At 67.0% G+C, this 14,267-nt stretch carries 18 protein-coding genes; 8 read left to right on the top strand and 10 right to left on the bottom strand.

Translation table 11 applies throughout. The annotated features are described in order from the left end of the window. Positions 1 to 140 precede the first annotated feature (140 nt). The 6 genes from ROP_RS09055 to ROP_RS09080 all read right to left on the bottom strand — a co-directional run bounded on the left by ROP_RS09055 (position 141) and on the right by ROP_RS09080 (position 5,179). Positions 141 to 1,172, bottom strand: coding sequence for an alpha/beta fold hydrolase (locus ROP_RS09055; RefSeq protein WP_012689025.1), 1,032 nt, complete (start codon positions 1,170 to 1,172; stop codon positions 141 to 143). 17 nt (positions 1,173 to 1,189) lie between these two features. Beyond that, positions 1,190 to 1,960 carry a MerR family transcriptional regulator gene (locus ROP_RS09060; RefSeq protein WP_012689026.1) on the bottom strand — a complete coding sequence of 257 codons (771 nt, stop codon included), beginning with the start codon at positions 1,958 to 1,960 and terminating at the stop codon, positions 1,190 to 1,192. Between the two features lie 134 nt (positions 1,961 to 2,094). Beyond that, a complete protein-coding gene (locus ROP_RS09065) occupies positions 2,095 to 2,388 on the bottom strand; it encodes a DUF2516 family protein (RefSeq protein ID WP_012689027.1) in 294 nt (97 codons plus the stop codon). Between the two features lie 72 nt (positions 2,389 to 2,460). After that, positions 2,461 to 3,285 carry a major lipid droplet protein TadA gene (gene tadA, locus ROP_RS09070; RefSeq protein ID WP_012689028.1) on the bottom strand — a complete coding sequence of 275 codons (825 nt, stop codon included), beginning with the start codon at positions 3,283 to 3,285 and terminating at the stop codon, positions 2,461 to 2,463. Beyond that, positions 3,278 to 3,784 (bottom strand): helix-turn-helix domain-containing protein, encoded by a 507-nt coding sequence (locus ROP_RS09075; RefSeq protein WP_012689029.1) that lies wholly within the window; start codon positions 3,782 to 3,784, stop codon positions 3,278 to 3,280. The genes tadA and ROP_RS09075 overlap by 8 nt, the downstream gene beginning before the upstream one ends. Before the next feature lie 123 nt (positions 3,785 to 3,907). Next, positions 3,908 to 5,179 (bottom strand): DUF445 domain-containing protein, encoded by a 1,272-nt coding sequence (locus ROP_RS09080; RefSeq protein ID WP_012689030.1) that lies wholly within the window; start codon positions 5,177 to 5,179, stop codon positions 3,908 to 3,910. A 144-nt stretch (positions 5,180 to 5,323) separates the two neighbouring features. Here ROP_RS09080 and ROP_RS09085 point away from each other — a divergent pair, with 144 nt between their 5' ends. Both ROP_RS09085 and ROP_RS09090 read left to right on the top strand, forming a co-directional pair. After that, a complete protein-coding gene (locus tag ROP_RS09085; protein WP_012689031.1) occupies positions 5,324 to 6,064 on the top strand; it encodes a TetR/AcrR family transcriptional regulator in 741 nt (246 codons plus the stop codon). 49 nt (positions 6,065 to 6,113) lie between these two features. Then, positions 6,114 to 6,422: a DUF4873 domain-containing protein gene (locus ROP_RS09090; protein WP_012689032.1), complete on the top strand. Its 309-nt coding sequence runs from the start codon at positions 6,114 to 6,116 to the stop codon at positions 6,420 to 6,422. Here the strand turns inward: ROP_RS09090 and ROP_RS09095 are convergent. Continuing rightward, the gene (locus ROP_RS09095) at positions 6,409 to 7,884 is read right to left on the bottom strand and encodes a flavin-containing monooxygenase (RefSeq protein WP_012689033.1); all 1,476 of its coding nucleotides are present in this window, start codon (positions 7,882 to 7,884) and stop codon (positions 6,409 to 6,411) included. The genes ROP_RS09090 and ROP_RS09095 overlap by 14 nt on opposite strands. 35 nt (positions 7,885 to 7,919) lie before the next feature. Between ROP_RS09095 and ROP_RS09100 the strand changes: the two genes are divergently transcribed. Then, positions 7,920 to 8,780 (top strand): polyphosphate kinase 2 family protein, encoded by an 861-nt coding sequence (locus ROP_RS09100; RefSeq protein WP_012689034.1) that lies wholly within the window; start codon positions 7,920 to 7,922, stop codon positions 8,778 to 8,780. A 21-nt stretch (positions 8,781 to 8,801) separates the two neighbouring features. Here the strand turns inward: ROP_RS09100 and ROP_RS09105 are convergent, their stop codons facing one another. Next, positions 8,802 to 9,032 carry a hypothetical protein gene (locus ROP_RS09105; protein ID WP_012689035.1) on the bottom strand — a complete coding sequence of 77 codons (231 nt, stop codon included), beginning with the start codon at positions 9,030 to 9,032 and terminating at the stop codon, positions 8,802 to 8,804. Between the two features lie 96 nt (positions 9,033 to 9,128). Between ROP_RS09105 and ROP_RS09110 the strand changes: the two genes are divergently transcribed. The 3 genes from ROP_RS09110 (at position 9,129) to ROP_RS09115 (ending at position 11,367) form a co-directional block, all read left to right on the top strand. Beyond that, positions 9,129 to 9,806 (top strand): DUF2231 domain-containing protein, encoded by a 678-nt coding sequence (locus ROP_RS09110; protein WP_012689036.1) that lies wholly within the window; start codon positions 9,129 to 9,131, stop codon positions 9,804 to 9,806. Positions 9,807 to 9,822: 16 nt separating this feature from the next. Next, positions 9,823 to 9,978: a DUF6131 family protein gene (locus ROP_RS43405; RefSeq protein WP_012689037.1), complete on the top strand. Its 156-nt coding sequence runs from the start codon at positions 9,823 to 9,825 to the stop codon at positions 9,976 to 9,978. Positions 9,979 to 10,164: 186 nt separating this feature from the next. Continuing rightward, on the top strand, positions 10,165 to 11,367 hold the full coding sequence (locus tag ROP_RS09115; RefSeq protein ID WP_043824472.1) for a glycosyltransferase: 1,203 nt from the start codon (positions 10,165 to 10,167) through the stop codon (positions 11,365 to 11,367). A 22-nt stretch (positions 11,368 to 11,389) separates the two neighbouring features. On the opposite strand, the gene ROP_RS09120 is transcribed toward ROP_RS09115, so the two are convergent. Then, positions 11,390 to 11,698 carry an STAS domain-containing protein gene (locus tag ROP_RS09120; RefSeq protein ID WP_231869040.1) on the bottom strand — a complete coding sequence of 103 codons (309 nt, stop codon included), beginning with the start codon at positions 11,696 to 11,698 and terminating at the stop codon, positions 11,390 to 11,392. Between the two features lie 358 nt (positions 11,699 to 12,056). Then, complete coding sequence (locus ROP_RS09125; RefSeq protein WP_012689040.1) at positions 12,057 to 12,812, bottom strand: GAF and ANTAR domain-containing protein; 756 nt, start codon at positions 12,810 to 12,812, stop codon at positions 12,057 to 12,059. A 225-nt stretch (positions 12,813 to 13,037) separates the two neighbouring features. Here ROP_RS09125 and ROP_RS09130 point away from each other — a divergent pair, with 225 nt between their 5' ends. After that, entirely contained in the window at positions 13,038 to 13,472 is a 435-nt protein-coding gene (locus ROP_RS09130) for an ATP-binding protein (protein WP_012689041.1), read from the top strand. Beyond that, positions 13,469 to 14,266 (top strand): RNA polymerase sigma factor SigF, encoded by a 798-nt coding sequence (locus ROP_RS09135; protein ID WP_012689042.1) that lies wholly within the window; start codon positions 13,469 to 13,471, stop codon positions 14,264 to 14,266. The genes ROP_RS09130 and ROP_RS09135 overlap by 4 nt, the downstream gene beginning before the upstream one ends. The last annotated feature ends 1 nt before the right edge of the window (position 14,267 follow it).

Consider the following 14,267-nt stretch of genomic DNA (forward strand, 5'->3'; position numbering starts at 1 on the left):
CGCTGAATCGCATCACGTTTTACAGTGATACAAATTACGTTAGTTGTCACGATGATATGTGTCAAGCCTCACACCGGCGCAAAAATCGGGCCCACACGCCACCGGCGTGTGGGCCCGATCGACTACAGGGCAGCCTGAGGTCAGAGGTTTCGCAGCCGCACGATCTCCTTGTCGAACTCGTCGATGCTCTCGACGGAACTCATGTGGCCGACGCCGGGCAGGACGATCAGCCGCTCGAGGTGACCGGCCTCGTCCAGGACGCGAGCAAGCTTGCGGGCGTGGACGGGTGGGGTCAACCGGTCCATGGAACCGACGAGCACCGTGGTCGGGACGTCGAGGTTGTCGAGCGCCTCGTGGATGTCGAGGCCGCTGAGCGCAGCCCCCCAGCCGCCGCGGATGCGCGGCTTGCAGTCCCGGACGATGTTCTCGCAGAACTGGACCTCGGCGCGAGTGGCGTTCGGCGACATCGACACGTACTGCAGCGCGCGCGTCATCACCGGCGAAGACACCAACGGCACGGGCGTGCTCAGAACGGCGCGGCCGACCGGAACCGGCACGCGCGGAAAGCGATTCGGTAGCGGGATGACGGTGGTCTCGGCGACGAGCCGGTCGCACGCGGTGCTGGCGAGCAGGACCGCCGACGCATATTTCCCGACCTCGTCCGGGTGCCTGCCTGCCCACGCCATGATGCTCATGCCGCCCATGCTGTGGCCTACGAGCACGGCCTTCTTGTCTTCGCGCACCGTCGCCTTCAGTACCTCCGACAGGTCGTCGGCGAGGACGTCGGGGCCGAGCGGGAGCGAGCCGACCGAGCTGCGGCCGTGCCCTCGCTGGTCGTAGGTGATGACGCGGTACTCCTCGGCGAGCGCGTTCACCTGTGGGTACCAGTACTCGGTCGAACAGGTCCAACCATGGCTCAGCACAATGGGATCGCCGTCCACCGGACCGTAGGCGCGAACGTACAGCGTCGCGCCGTCGTCGGTGAGGATCTCCGTCACGTCCGGGCGCAGGTCCGGGGTGCGCAGCAACTCGTTCGGGGCGACCTCGGTCGACAACGTCAACCCGCGGGTGGCCCGCTTGGAACGGATTGCCGCTACCGCTGCTGCGGCGGCGGCGACCCCGGCTGCGCCTGCGAGCGCCCGGAAGGCGATGGTGCGCGAACTGCTGGTCATTCCTACCCCTGTCCTGTCTAACTTGCTCTGTTGGTGTCTGTGCCCGACGCCGGACCCGGCGTCTCGCCGAGTTGCCGGGCCGCCCGCCCGAGGGCCTGGGAGATCTGCTCCTCCATCGCTTCTTCGAACAGCGACTGGACGGCGTCGTGTGCGAGGGGACGCATCTGGTCGACGAGTCGCGCGATGTCCGAGACCTTCGCCTCGTCGAGTTCGAGTGGCTCACCCTCGGCCGCGAGATAGCGGTCCGCGACGACGGCGACGAACCGCGCGGCGACGTCCGAGAGGGCACGTCGCACCGCCGCCGTCTGCTCGAGGACGTCCTCGAGCGGGATGCCGGCGTCGACGAGCACCTGCGCCGCCTCGACCAGTCTCGGATTGTTCACCGAATAGGCGTCTCCGGCGGGAACGAGCACACCGAGTTCGGTGCCGCGGGCGATGTTGGCCTCGGTGGTCTGCGCCCCGAACATGCGTTTCAGCTCGGCGATCGTCAGGCGTGCCGCCCGCCTGCGCTTCTTCCAGCGGCTTCCCGGGTCGTCGGTTTCCAGAACGTCCTTGACCTGGAGTCCGTAGTGCGCGGCGGTGAGCAGCTCGCTGATGGTCGCGAACGTGTAGCCGCGATCGAGCATGCGCCCGATCAGGTGCAGCCGGGCGAGGTGCGATTCGTTGTACCACCCCGTGCGCCCCTGCTTCCGCGGCGGCGGGAGTAGTCCGCGGTCCTGGTAGACGCGCACGTTGCGCACGCTCACCCGCGCCTCGCGGGCGAGGTCGTCGATCCGGTACTCCTTCATCGGACGATGCGCTCCTCGGTAGCCGTATCACCACAATAGCATTGTCACAATGTCCATTGTCATAATTAGGATGCGAAAGAACCTGGTTTTCGCACGACCGTGCGCGAGGAGCGAGGCCTATCCGGCCGGAATGCCTACCAGCGAGGCCCGCGCTGGACGTCGTCGACCCGGGGGCGCACGTCCACGAGGTAGACGCACACCGCGACGACCGCGACGATGCCGAACAACTGAACCGCCGGGAACAGCAGGAGAACGAGGAACGCGACGGCGAGAATGCTCAGCCAGATCGGTTTGCTCAGCTTGTCCACGGCGGTGAATGCGTCCTTGCGCTGGCGGGCCGCGTGAAACAGCGCGAACGCCGCACCACCCAGAGCGACGATGCGAATCACCAACAAGATCACCGAGACGACGCCGTCAACTTGAATCACAGCTCCATCCTACGAGGTCGGCACGCAAACGGCCCCCGCACCAACGGTGCGGGGGCCGAAAAGCGTGAAGGATCAAGCCTTCTTGGCCGGAGCAGCCTTCTTCGCGGGGGCCGGAGCAGCCTTCTTGGCGGGAGCCGGAGTTGCCGCGGCCTTGGCCGGAGCAGCCTTCTTCGCGGGGGCCGGAGCAGCGTGCTTGGCCGGAGCGGTCTTGTCGGCGACGTCGGCCGCAGTGGCGGTGACGCGATCGGCGGCGTCCTTCGACGCCTCCTCGGCCTGATCGCCCAGGTCGAGAACCTTCAGGGCAGCCTCGTCGCCGGCGTCGGCGATGGCCTCGCCGAGTCCCTCGGCGGTGTCGGAGATACGACCCGAGGCGAGGCCCGCGAGCTTCGCGGCCTGCTCGCCCACGGCGCGCGTCTGGCGGGCCACGGTGCCGAGAGCTTCCTCGGTCAGCTCGACGGCGTCACCGAAGGCGGTCTCGGCGCGGCCGATACCCTCCTCGACGACCGGCTGCTTGCGGATGCGCTCGACGGTGTCCTCGCCGCGCTCGGCGAGGGACGTGTACAGGTCGGATGCGACCTTCAGGTAGGCCTCGGCGACCTTGCGCAGCTCGTCGGCGGTGAACTTCTCACGCAGCTCGGCAAGCTCCTCGGGCAGCTCGGACGGCAGTCCGGCAAGGCGGTCGCGAAGGTTCTCGACACCCTCGGTGACCTCTTCCTGCAGTCCGGCGAAGCGCTCCTTGGCGCCGCCGACGCGCTCTTCGACGTCACCCTGGGTGGACTCGGCGCGCGAGCGGACCTGGGCGACGACGTCGGCCACGGCCTGCACCACGACGTCTCCGGCACCTACGGCCGCGTACAGCGAGGTCTTGACGCTGTCGATGGTCTTCTGGTCAGTCATCGGCTTTCTCCTCTTCAACGGTGGGGGGTTCTGGTTCCGGCGTCTGGGAATCAGAACGCTGGTGTTCTTCTGTCCGAAGCTCGGACGTCCGGGATTCGGCCGCTTCCGCCGATTCGTTCTCACGACAGAACGACTCGTAGATCTCGAGCAGCACTTGCTTCTGCCGCTCCGTGATGGCCGTATCCGCGAGCAGAGCGTCACGGAGGGGACCGTGTGGCCGCTGCTCGAGGTAACCCGCCTGGACGTACAGGACCTCCGAAGAGACCCGGAGCCCCTTGGCTATCTGCCCAAGCACCTCGGCCGAGGGCTTGCGCAACCCACGCTCGATCTGACTCAGATACGGATTACTGACACCGGCCAGCTGCGCCAGCTGCCGCATCGACACCTGGGCCGCTTCGCGCTGGGCACGAATGAAACCTCCGATGTCGTGAGCGGCGTTGCTGACTACGCGAGCTGCCAGATCTCCTGCACCGGCCGCATCGCGGTCATCGCTGGCCATCAGTCCTCCGTGTTGCTGGGCAGCACCAAGCCTAAAGCAGGGTGCTAGCAATTGCAAGCACCCTGTTAGCACCCAGCTAACGGGTGGGTCGTTGTGACCCGGACCTCAGCCGAACACCGGACCTCAGCCGAACAGCAGTGTCGAGAACGTGTAGATCAGCAGGCCCGCGATCGACCCGACCACGGTGCCGTTGATCCGGATGAACTGGAGATCGCGTCCCACTTGGAGCTCGATCTTCTTCGACGCCTCCTCGGCGTCCCAGCGCTCGACGGTGTCGGAGATGATCGCGGTGATCTCGTCGGTGTAGTGGACGACGATGTACCGCGTACCGGCGAGCACCCACCCGTCGACCTTGGTCCTCAGCTCGTGGTCGTCGCGCAGCCGCTCGCCGAAGCGGACGACGTTCTCCGCGACCTTCGTGCGCAGCGTGCTGTCCGGGTCGTCGACGGACTCCATGATCAGGCGCTTGGCCACCTTCCACGTCGCCGCGGCGAGGCCGGTCACCTCCTCGCGTCCCATGATCTCGGCCTTGATCTTCTCGGCCTTCTCCATGGTCGCGGGATCGTTCTGCAGGTCGTCGGCGAAGTCGACGAGGAACCGGTTGGCCGCCTGCCGCACCTCGTGCTCCGGGTTGGACCGCACCTTCCAGGTGAATTCGACGAGTTCCCGGTGGATCTTCTCGCCGAGCATGGCGTCCACGAACTTGGGCGACCAGGCGGGCGAATCGCGGCTGACGATCCGGTCGATGGTCTCCTGACTCCCGAGCGCCCACTGGTGAGCCCGCTCGGCGAGCAGATCCAGGATCGGCAGCTGCCGGTTCTCGCGCAGGAGTTCGCCGAGCACCCGTCCGATCGGCGGCCCCCACTGGGGCTCGGCCAGCCGGCGCACCAGCGTGGTGTCGATGATCTGCTGCACGTCCTCGTCGCGCAGGATCTCGACGAAGCCGCGCAGGATGGTGGCTGTCTCGGCGGCGACCCGCGCGGCATGCTTGGGCTGCGCCATCCAGGTGCCCAGCCGGAGCGGGATCTCCGCGGCCTCCACCTTGGCCGACACCACCTCGGGGGCCAGGAAGTTCTGGCCGACGAAGCTGCTGAGGCTCGCCCCCAGCTGATCCTTCTTGCGCTTGATGATCGCGGTGTGCGGGATCGGCAACCCCAGAGGATGCCGGAACAGGGCCGTCACCGCGAACCAGTCGGCCAGCGCGCCGACCATACCGGCCTCCGACGCGGCCCGGACGTATCCGACCCATTCGCCGGCGCCTCGCGATTCCTGCCACCGGCACACGAGGTAGACCACGGTGGCGAAGACGAGGAAGCCCGTCGCGACAGCCTTCATCTTGCGAAGATCGCGACGCTTCGCTTCGTCGTCGAAGGCGGAAAGGCTCAATTGATCCACAGACGCCATTGTGCCCAAGGTCGGCGTGGGAGCGGTCGCCCAGCCGCGGGACGCGCGCCCGCACAGCGGCGTTGTGCCGTGCGACAAGACCCGCGCACTAAGCTGGCAGGAGATCGCGACACGAAACGGATGTGAAGAGACGCAGTGGCGAACGACGACGTGAAGGATCCCGAGCAGGTGACCGGGTCGATGACGAAGCTGGACAAGGCGGCTAAGCCCGACGGGCGCAAGCGCCGCTGGCGTGAGCACAAGATCGCGCGCCGAGAAGAACTCGTCGACGGAACGATCGCCGCCATCCGCCTGCGTGGACGAGATATCGGGATGGACGAGATCGCATCCGAGATCGGTGTCTCCAAGACCGTGCTGTACCGGTATTTCGCGGACAAGAGCGACCTGACGAACGCGACCATGGCTCGGTACGTGGAGACCACGCTCGCCCCCCGGATCTACGAGGCCATCGGCGGAGACCTGGACGACTTCGAGCTGACCCGCGCCACGATCACCGCGTACGTCGAGACGGTGGCGTCGGATCCCGACGTCTACCTCTACATCATGGCCAACGGTTCCGGCCCCGGCCGCGAGACGGTCGCCGACTCCGAGCGGATGATCGCCGAGGTGCTTTCCACCGTTCTCGGCGAGCGGCTGCGGCAGATGGAGATGGACTCCGGCGGCGCAGTTCCGTGGGCGTACGGCATCGTCGGCGGCGTGCAACTGGCCACCCACTGGTGGATCTCCAACCGGTCTATGTCGGTCGAGGATCTGATCAACTACCTCACGATGATGACCTGGGGTGGAGTCACGGGCATTGCCGCGGTCAACGGTTCGCCCGCCCGCTTCAATGCGATCCCGCACCCGCTGCTGCCGCCTGCCGACGCGACCGATTAGGCGCGGACCGATTCTTGTGTAACTAGCAGTTACAGGTAAACTCGCCCGTGTGAACGAACACGAGGAAGAAGAAGAGGGCTACCGCGGCCCCGCCGACGTCGTCGTGGGCGACCGTCCCGCCGTGACCGTGCAGGTCCAGCTGGCGGGAAACTTCGAACCCATCAGCGGTCGATACGTCTGGCACGGCCGCGTCCGCACCCTGACGGACGCCCTCGGCGCGGACGCCGACCTGTCCGCAGGCAAGGAACTCCGGATCACCGCCCCGGAAGGCACGGCCACCGCCCGGATCACCGGAGTCGATCTCTGGGGAAGCCATCTCGTCGACGGAGTGACGCCCCCACCCTTCAGCCGGGTGTGAACTCGAAGTCCGCCGGATCGACCGACCGCGTCTGCCGCCAGTACCGCACGGTCGAGCCCGGCCAGATCGCGCGGTTCACGCCGTGCGAGTCGAGATACCAGCTCACGCATCCGCCGCGGGACCACACACCCTTCGACAGCTTCCGCTGAATATCCGAGTTGGAGCTGCTCTGCACCGCCGAACGGACGACCGCAGCGTCCGCGCCGCGCCGGTCGACGAGATCCATCAGCCGGAGAACGTAACGAATCTGCGACTCGATCATGAACACCACCGAATTGTGACCGAGCCCGGTGTTGGGGCCGAGGAGGAAGAACGCGTTGGGGTAACCCGCGACGGTGATTCCCAGGTGGGTGCGAATCCCGTGCTCCTGCCATTCGTCGGCGAGGCGCCTGCCGTCGACCCCGGTGAGGGCGATGCTGTCGAAGCCGTCGGTGACGTGGAACCCGGTGGCGTAGATGATCGCGTCCACATCCCGTTCCGTCCCGTCCCCCGCCACGATGGCGTGCGGCCGGACCTGCGCGATGCCCTCGGTGATCACGACCGAATGCGGTGCGATCAGCGCCGGGTAGTACCGGTCCGATCCGAGGATCCTCTTGCAGCCGATGACGTAGGACGGGGTGAGCTTGCGGCGCAACTCGGGGTCGGTGACGGTCCTGTTCAGATTCCCCCGCGCCGCGCTCTCGAGCGGCTTCATCAGGCGGAAGTGGCCGTTGAATCCGAGCGCGAGCGATTCGTACGTCCAGTAGACCGCGGCGCGCACCATCCGCCGCACCAGCGGAACCCGGCCGAACAGGCGCCGCGCCCTCGGCGGAATACGGAAATTGAGGCCCGGGATGACCCAGGGCGGCGTCCGCTGATACAACTGCAACTCGGCGACCTCGCCCACGATCTCGGGAACGAACTGAACCGCGCTGGCGCCCGTCCCGATCACCGCGACCTTCTTGCCCCGCAGGTCGTAGTCGTGGTTCCACCGCGCCGAATGAAACGCGGTGCCCTCGAACGTGTCGGCGCCCGGCAGGTCCGGGACGTTCGGGATGTGAAGGGAGCCGATCCCGGACACGACGAACTGCGCGACGTACTCGTCGCCCGACGCGGTGTGGATGTGCCACCGGCGGTGTTCGGCGTCCCAGTGGCCGCCCGTCATCGTGCGGCCGAAATGAATGTTGCGCCGCAGGTCGTACTTGTCGGCCAGTCCGCGCAGATAGTCGAAGATCTCCGCCTGCCCCGACCACATCTGCGTCCAGTCCGCGTTCGGCTCGAACGAGAACGAGTACAGGTGCGAGGGCACGTCGCACGCACAGCCCGGGTACGTGTTCTCCCGCCACGTGCCACCGACCTCCTGCGCCTTCTCCAGCAGGATGAAGTCGTCGCGCCCACGCTTGCGTAGCTGGATGGCCGTGCCCAGACCGGAGAACCCTGTCCCGATCACCAGGACACGACACGGATGCACCTCGCCGCCCACACCTCCATGAAACGCTCCTGTGGCACTGTCTGTACATGGCAGAGAACGCACGCGGATTCTGGAAGACGCCCGCCACCGAGGCCCTGCGGTCGCACTCGGGCCGGCGGATCGCCGAACTCGACTGCGGGAGCACCCCCGGATTCGTCGGCGACAAGTCGGACGGCGTCCTGCTGTTCGAGGAACGCGGCGCGGTGCTGTCCGCCCTGCAGGAGAAGCTCTACGCCAACGGACGATCCGGCGACCGGCGGTCGGTGCTCCTCGTGCTCCAGGGCATGGACACCGCGGGCAAGGGCGGGATGGTCCGCCACGTCATCGGGCACGTGGACCCGCAGGGTGTCGATCACGCCTCGTTCGGCGTTCCCACTCCCGAGGAGAAGCGCCACCACTTCCTGTGGCGGATCAACCGGGCCCTGCCAAGGTGCGGGCAACTCGGGGTGTTCGACCGGTCGCATTACGAGGACGTGCTGGTGGTCCGGGTCCACGATCTCGTACCGGAAGAGGTCTGGAGCGGCCGCTACGACGAGATCAACCAATTCGAGAAGGAACTCGTCGCAGGCGGCACGACCCTGGTCAAGGTCGCGATGTTCGTGTCTCTCGACGAGCAGAAGTCACGGTTGCGCGAGCGCTTGGAACGCCCCGACAAGTACTGGAAGTACAACCCGTCGGACGTCGACGAGCGCTTGCTGTGGCCGGCCTACCAGGACGCGTATCAGGCCATGCTGGACCTGACGTCGACCGACTACGCGCCGTGGCACGTGGTTCCGTGTGACCGCAAGTGGTACAGCCGGCTCGCGGTCACCGAGTTGCTGATCGACGCCCTGGAGAAACTCGACCTCGATTGGCCGCCTGCGACTTTCGACATCGACGCGGAGAAGCGGAGGCTCGCGGAATCCTGATTCCGCCGGAATGTGCCGCAGTCAGAACAGGTGCGGCGTTTCGTGATGCAACCTGTGGTCGTGGCGCACGGTTCCGCCGTACAGCGCCATTGCTCCGGCCAGTGCGACGACGCACAGAGACCCGGAGATCACCGCCCAGCCGCCCTGCCCGGATCCCGCGGCGACGAGGAAACCGCCGAGACAGACCACCGAGAGCAGAACCAGAGCGAAGCTGACCCAAGCTGCGAAGAGATTGAGTTTCACGGCACTCACCTCACCTTCGAGAACGTGGTCCCGACGCTACGCCCGACCTGCACCGACGACAAGGCGGACCGGTTTTCTTCGCGTCGCCGTGGGTAACCGGAAGTCATGAACCTCGAACGGCTGTTCCGGAAAGCGGAAGCCGCCGAGTTCCTCGACGGCGGCAGCCGGTTTCTGCAGCAGCGGATCCAGGGGGCGCTCGGCTCATCCGACGCGGGTGCGCTGTTGCGTGGCGACGCGGGTGCGCTGTTGCGTGGCGACACGGGTGCGCTGTTGCGTGGCGACACGGGTGCGCTGTTGCGTGGCGACACGGGTGCGCTGTTGCGTGGCGACACGGGTGCGCTGTTGCGCGGGTCCTGGCTCGGGCATCCCGTGCATCCCGTTCTCGTCAGCGTTCCCATCGGGGCGTGGGTCGGCGCAAGCGTCTTCGATCTGGCATTCCGCGATCACGTCGGCGCACGCAGGCTGATCGCCCTGGGACTACTCGCCACTCCCCCGACACTGATGACCGGCTGGGCGGACTGGGCCGAACGCGACACCCGTCAGCGCCGCGTCGGACTGATCCACGCCGGGGCCAACGCCATCGGTGTCGTGGCCATGCTCGCGTCTTACGTTCGCCGCAGGCACGGGACGGACGGACGCGCTGTCGCCACGAGCACCGCGGGACTCCTCGCGATCGGACTCGGCGGCGCGCTCGGCGGGCATCTGACCTACGCAATGGGCGCAGGGGTCGACGGGGTGCGGGAGGGTCCGCGACCGGACTCGCTCGTCACTTCGGTGGGATGAAGAATCGAGGAACGTCATGATCGTGCTCGGACTGATCTTGCTCCTGATCGGATGGCTGACCGGCCTCAACTGGCTCTGGACCATCGGCATCATCCTCGTGGTGATCGGTGTGGTCCTGTGGATTCTCGGCGCGACCGGGCGTGCGGTCGGCGGCAGGCGTCGCTGGTATTAGAACGCAAAACCGGCCGGCTCGTGTCACCCGTCCCGTGACAGAATGCGAGTCGGTCGGTTTACAAACCCGAAGTTCGGGAATCCCCGTGGCATGACGGCCATTCATCGCGAACCCAGACCTCCCGTGTGCGGCGGGCAGCCGATGAGAACGGCCGCCGTCGGCACCGCGAGACGATTACGGATTTCGATGGTTTCCGCCAACGCCAGTCCCCTCGACGTGCCGGACGGCGCCGACGTCGGGGAGCAGAGCATTCATCTCGCCGAACTGTCGGCGGCCCTCACGAGGGAGGGCCACGACGTCACGGTCTACACGCGGGCCGAGAGTGTGGACGCCCCCGAGCGGGTCACGACCGCGGGCGGGTACACCGTCGTGCACGTACCGGTCGGCCCCGCCCGGCCCGTGCCGGAGGCCGAGATCCTGCCGCTGATGGGGACATTCGGCAGCTTCCTGAAGGCCGAGTGGGAGGCCGAGCGGCCCGACATCGTCCACGCCCACTACTGGATGTCCGGGATCGCGACGCAACTCGCGGCCCGCACGCTCGGAATTCCGGTGGTCCAGACGTTCCATGCGCTGGGGGTGGTCGAGCAGCGGTTCGAGCGCGCGGACACGTCGAGCACCCACAACCGGATTCACCTGGAGCAGTTGATCGCCCGCGGCGCCACCCGCGTGGTGGCGACGTGCACGGACGAGGTCTTCGAACTCTCCCACCTCGGCCTGCCCCGTTCGCGCACGTCCGTCGTTCCGTCCGGTGTCGACGTCACGGAGTTCACCCCCGACGGCCGCGCCGACGAGAAGGGCAAACGCCACCGCCTCGTGATGGTCGGCAGGCTGGCGCCGAGCAAGGGCTTCGACACCGCCATCGAGGCGCTCACCCACTTCCCCGACACCGAGCTCGTCATCGCGGGCGGACCGGCCGCCGACGACGTCGCCGACGACCCCGAGGCGTCCAGACTTCTGACGCTCGCCCGGGAGTCGAAGGTGCGCAATCGGGTACGGATAGTCGGGCGGGTGCCGCGAAACGCCATGCCCCCGCTGCTGCGTTCGGCGGACGCCGTCGTGTGCACCCCGTGGTACGAGCCGTTCGGCATGGTGCCGCTCGAGGCGATGGCCTGCGGCACCCCGGTGGTCGCGTCCGCCGTCGGCGGCATGCGTGACACGGTGGTCGACGGCATCACCGGACGCCTGATCTCCCCCCGCAATCCGGTCCGCCTGGCGGAGGCCCTGCGACAGATCTTCGACGACGACGCCCTGCGCACGGGTTACGGCATGGCGGGCTGCGATCGCGCCCGCGCCCGCTACTCGTGGGACCGGGTCGCCACCGACACCCTGCGCGCCTACGGCCGCTGCGTGTCGGCCCCTCCGCGCACGAGTCGAACCGGCGCCCACTGAACTCGGGCGCCGGTTCGGCCGGTTACGCCGTTCGGCCGTGCCAGGCCCCGAGTGCGCTGTCCACGGACGCGAAGCAGGGGTAGCTCGACTCCTGGCCCGCCGCCCTGAGCAGCCGGTACACCGGACGACCGCAGATCATCGCCCACGTCCGCCCGTCCCGCACGTTCGTCGCGTGCACGGTGTCGAGCACCGACAGACCCGCGATCCCGATGAAGTCCACCTTCGACATGTCGAGGATGAACTGCCCCTCGGGCGAGATCCGCGTGCACACGTAATCACGGAACCCCGGTGCACTGAACAGGTCGATCTCGCCTCGCACCCCTACCAACATCACCCCGGAACCCAGTCGCTCGGAAGTGAATTCCGCGCTCGCACAGCGTGTCGGAGCGGAACCGACGGCCGCGAGCGTTACCCTCGGCTTGTACGTGGTACCGAACTCCGTGCCCGAACACGCCATTTCAGGTTCTGGGACCCCTTGACCAACAGACATGGCTCACCCCATCTCGAACATTGAGAGGGGAAGCGGAGCACTTGCAGACAGACCCGACCTCGGACACATGACACTGTCTGCTACGGCAGCGCTTCCCGACATCGGCTGTGTGTTCAACCTCGGTTCGAGACTACTCCCGCCTGTGATGTGTCACAAGGAAATAACAGATACTCGGGCTCTCATTTGCCCTGGTGAGCGATTACAAACCGTTATGCACGGTTGTGCGGGCAGAAACCGCCGCCACGACACGTTCTGCGACCACCCGAAGTTTGACGTTCTCGCGCTGCGAACGGGTGACGAGAACGTCGAATGCGGTCTCGGCGTCGAGACCCCGCAACGCCATCACGATTCCCTTCGCCTGGTCGATGACGGAACGGGAACGGAGTGCGATCCGCAGTTGCTCGATCAGATTTCTCGCCTCGCCGTACCGTCGCGCGTTGCGCACCGCGACCGATGCCGCCTCGACATGCAACTCGAGCACCGACTCGTCCATCCGGTGGAAGGCGTGCGGCAACAGTCCGTACAGATTCAATGCGGCCGACTGCTCCGCGCCGGGCAGGGGCACGGACAGATAGCTGTGGACGCCGGCCGGCTCGGAACTCGCCGCGTACGCCGGCCATCTCTCGTACGCGGTGGCGCGGTCGGCACGCACGGGTACGTGGGAGCGCACCGCGTCGAGCGCGGGGCCCTCACCGAAGCGGTACTGCAACTCCTCGAGTGCCACGACGTCATCCGACGTCGCCGCCGCCGTGACCGGACCGGTCGGCAGGAAGACCGTGACCCCCGCCATCGCCGCACCCGGGAACGTCGACACGATCCGACGGCACACCGTGTCCAGCACGACCTCGAACTCGTCCTCGGGCTCCAGCAATTCGAGCACGGAGTCGAGAGAGACGGTGACCGCGTCGGCGTCGACGTCACTCGTCAACGTGTGCAGGTGAATCTCGTCAGGCATCCCACTCACTCGTCTCCCGTGACCGCCATGACCCTGCCGAGGGCCTCAGGAACGCTGATCGTGCCGCCCACACTACCCGCGCAAACGTACTGATCGGACTGGTTTGATCGGTCCTGTTCTGCGGTATTCCACCTGCGGTGTCGCCGGATCGCTACCCTGACTTCTCAGCAGCGCGAGCCGACCCACCACTCGCAGACAGCACGGTACGCCCGACCCGGAGGTCTCATGGCCATCGCCAAGACAATCGAACCCGACCAGGATCACACACATCCCGTCGTCGAACTGCGCGTGCGAGCAACGCCCGATCAGCTCTCCGTACTGCGCGCCCTGGCAGCCACCGTTGCCATCCACGAAGATTTCGACCTCGACTCCATCGCCGACATCAAACTGGCCATGGACGAGATCTGTACCCAGCTGATCGTCCGCGCGACACCGGATGCACTTCTGGTGTGCCGGCTGCAATTTCTCGACGGCACCCTGCGAGTCGACGTGTCGAGCACGACCACCTCGGTCGATTCCCTCGGCGAGCGTTCGTTCGCCTGGCACGTCCTCAACGCCCTCACCGATTCGGTCGACCTGAGACAGGAACCCGACCCCGCCACCGCGGGCTTCGTCACCACCATGGAATTCACCAAGGTGAAGAACGGCCTGAGTCTGTGACGTCCCATACTCACAGTGGGGGGCACACGGCCCGGTGGCCGGACGAGTATCAGGACGTCACAGCACTGTTTCGACAGATGGCAGCCCTCGACGAGGACGACCCCCGGCGCAGCAGACTGCGCGACGCCGTCGTGACCCGCTGCCTGCCGTTGGCCGAGCACATCGCACGCCGCTTCGACGGCCGCGGCGAGGCGCACGACGACCTGGTGCAGGTTGCGCGCCTCGGCCTGGTCAACTCCGTGGACCGGTTCGACGTGGAGCGGGGATCGGACTTCGTGTCGTTCGCCGTTCCCACCATCATGGGCGAGGTCCGGCGGCATTTCCGCGACACCGGGTGGGCCGTCCGGGTGCCCCGCCGGATGAAGGAACTGCACCTCGCGCTGAGCCAGGCCGTCGCCGAACTGTCGCAGAGCCTCGGCCACGCCCCCACCGTCAGCGAACTCGCCGAGCACCTGGACCTGGAACAGGAAGAGGTGGCGCAGGGACTCCTCGCCGGCAACGCCTACCAGACCGTCTCCGTCGACAACACGTCCTCGGACCGGGCGGGCGAGCTGTCCATGGTGGAGACGCTCGGCGACTACGACGCCGCGATGGACGACGTCGAGAACCACGAGACCCTGCGTCCCCTGCTCCAGTCGCTGCCCGAACGGGAACGGACCGTCCTCATGCTGCGGTTCTTCGGCAACATGACGCAGACCCAGATCGCCGACCGGGTCGGCATCTCGCAGATGCACGTGTCCCGACTGCTCGCGAAGACCCTGGCGTCGCTGCGAGATCAGCTCGGTGACGCGTAGG

The organism is Rhodococcus opacus B4, assembly GCF_000010805.1.
GTDB lineage: Bacteria > Actinomycetota > Actinomycetes > Mycobacteriales > Mycobacteriaceae > Rhodococcus_F > Rhodococcus_F opacus_C.

What these genes read in the sequence shown, in the direction of transcription:
- ROP_RS09120 (WP_231869040.1), bottom strand. Translation starts at nt 11,698, where the DNA reads ATGTTGGTAGGGGTGCGAGGCGAGATCGACCTGTTCAGTGCACCGGGG.
- ROP_RS09130 (WP_012689041.1), top strand. Translation starts at nt 13,038, where the DNA reads ATGGCCATCGCCAAGACAATCGAACCCGACCAGGATCACACACATCCC.
- ROP_RS43405 (WP_012689037.1), top strand. Translation starts at nt 9,823, where the DNA reads ATGATCGTGCTCGGACTGATCTTGCTCCTGATCGGATGGCTGACCGGC.
- tadA (WP_012689028.1), bottom strand. Translation starts at nt 3,285, where the DNA reads ATGACTGACCAGAAGACCATCGACAGCGTCAAGACCTCGCTGTACGCG.
- ROP_RS09110 (WP_012689036.1), top strand. Translation starts at nt 9,129, where the DNA reads ATGAACCTCGAACGGCTGTTCCGGAAAGCGGAAGCCGCCGAGTTCCTC.
- ROP_RS09075 (WP_012689029.1), bottom strand. Translation starts at nt 3,784, where the DNA reads ATGGCCAGCGATGACCGCGATGCGGCCGGTGCAGGAGATCTGGCAGCT.
- ROP_RS09055 (WP_012689025.1), bottom strand. Translation starts at nt 1,172, where the DNA reads ATGACCAGCAGTTCGCGCACCATCGCCTTCCGGGCGCTCGCAGGCGCA.
- ROP_RS09115 (WP_043824472.1), top strand. Translation starts at nt 10,165, where the DNA reads ATGGTTTCCGCCAACGCCAGTCCCCTCGACGTGCCGGACGGCGCCGAC.
- ROP_RS09060 (WP_012689026.1), bottom strand. Translation starts at nt 1,960, where the DNA reads ATGAAGGAGTACCGGATCGACGACCTCGCCCGCGAGGCGCGGGTGAGC.
- ROP_RS09100 (WP_012689034.1), top strand. Translation starts at nt 7,920, where the DNA reads ATGGCAGAGAACGCACGCGGATTCTGGAAGACGCCCGCCACCGAGGCC.
- ROP_RS09125 (WP_012689040.1), bottom strand. Translation starts at nt 12,812, where the DNA reads ATGCCTGACGAGATTCACCTGCACACGTTGACGAGTGACGTCGACGCC.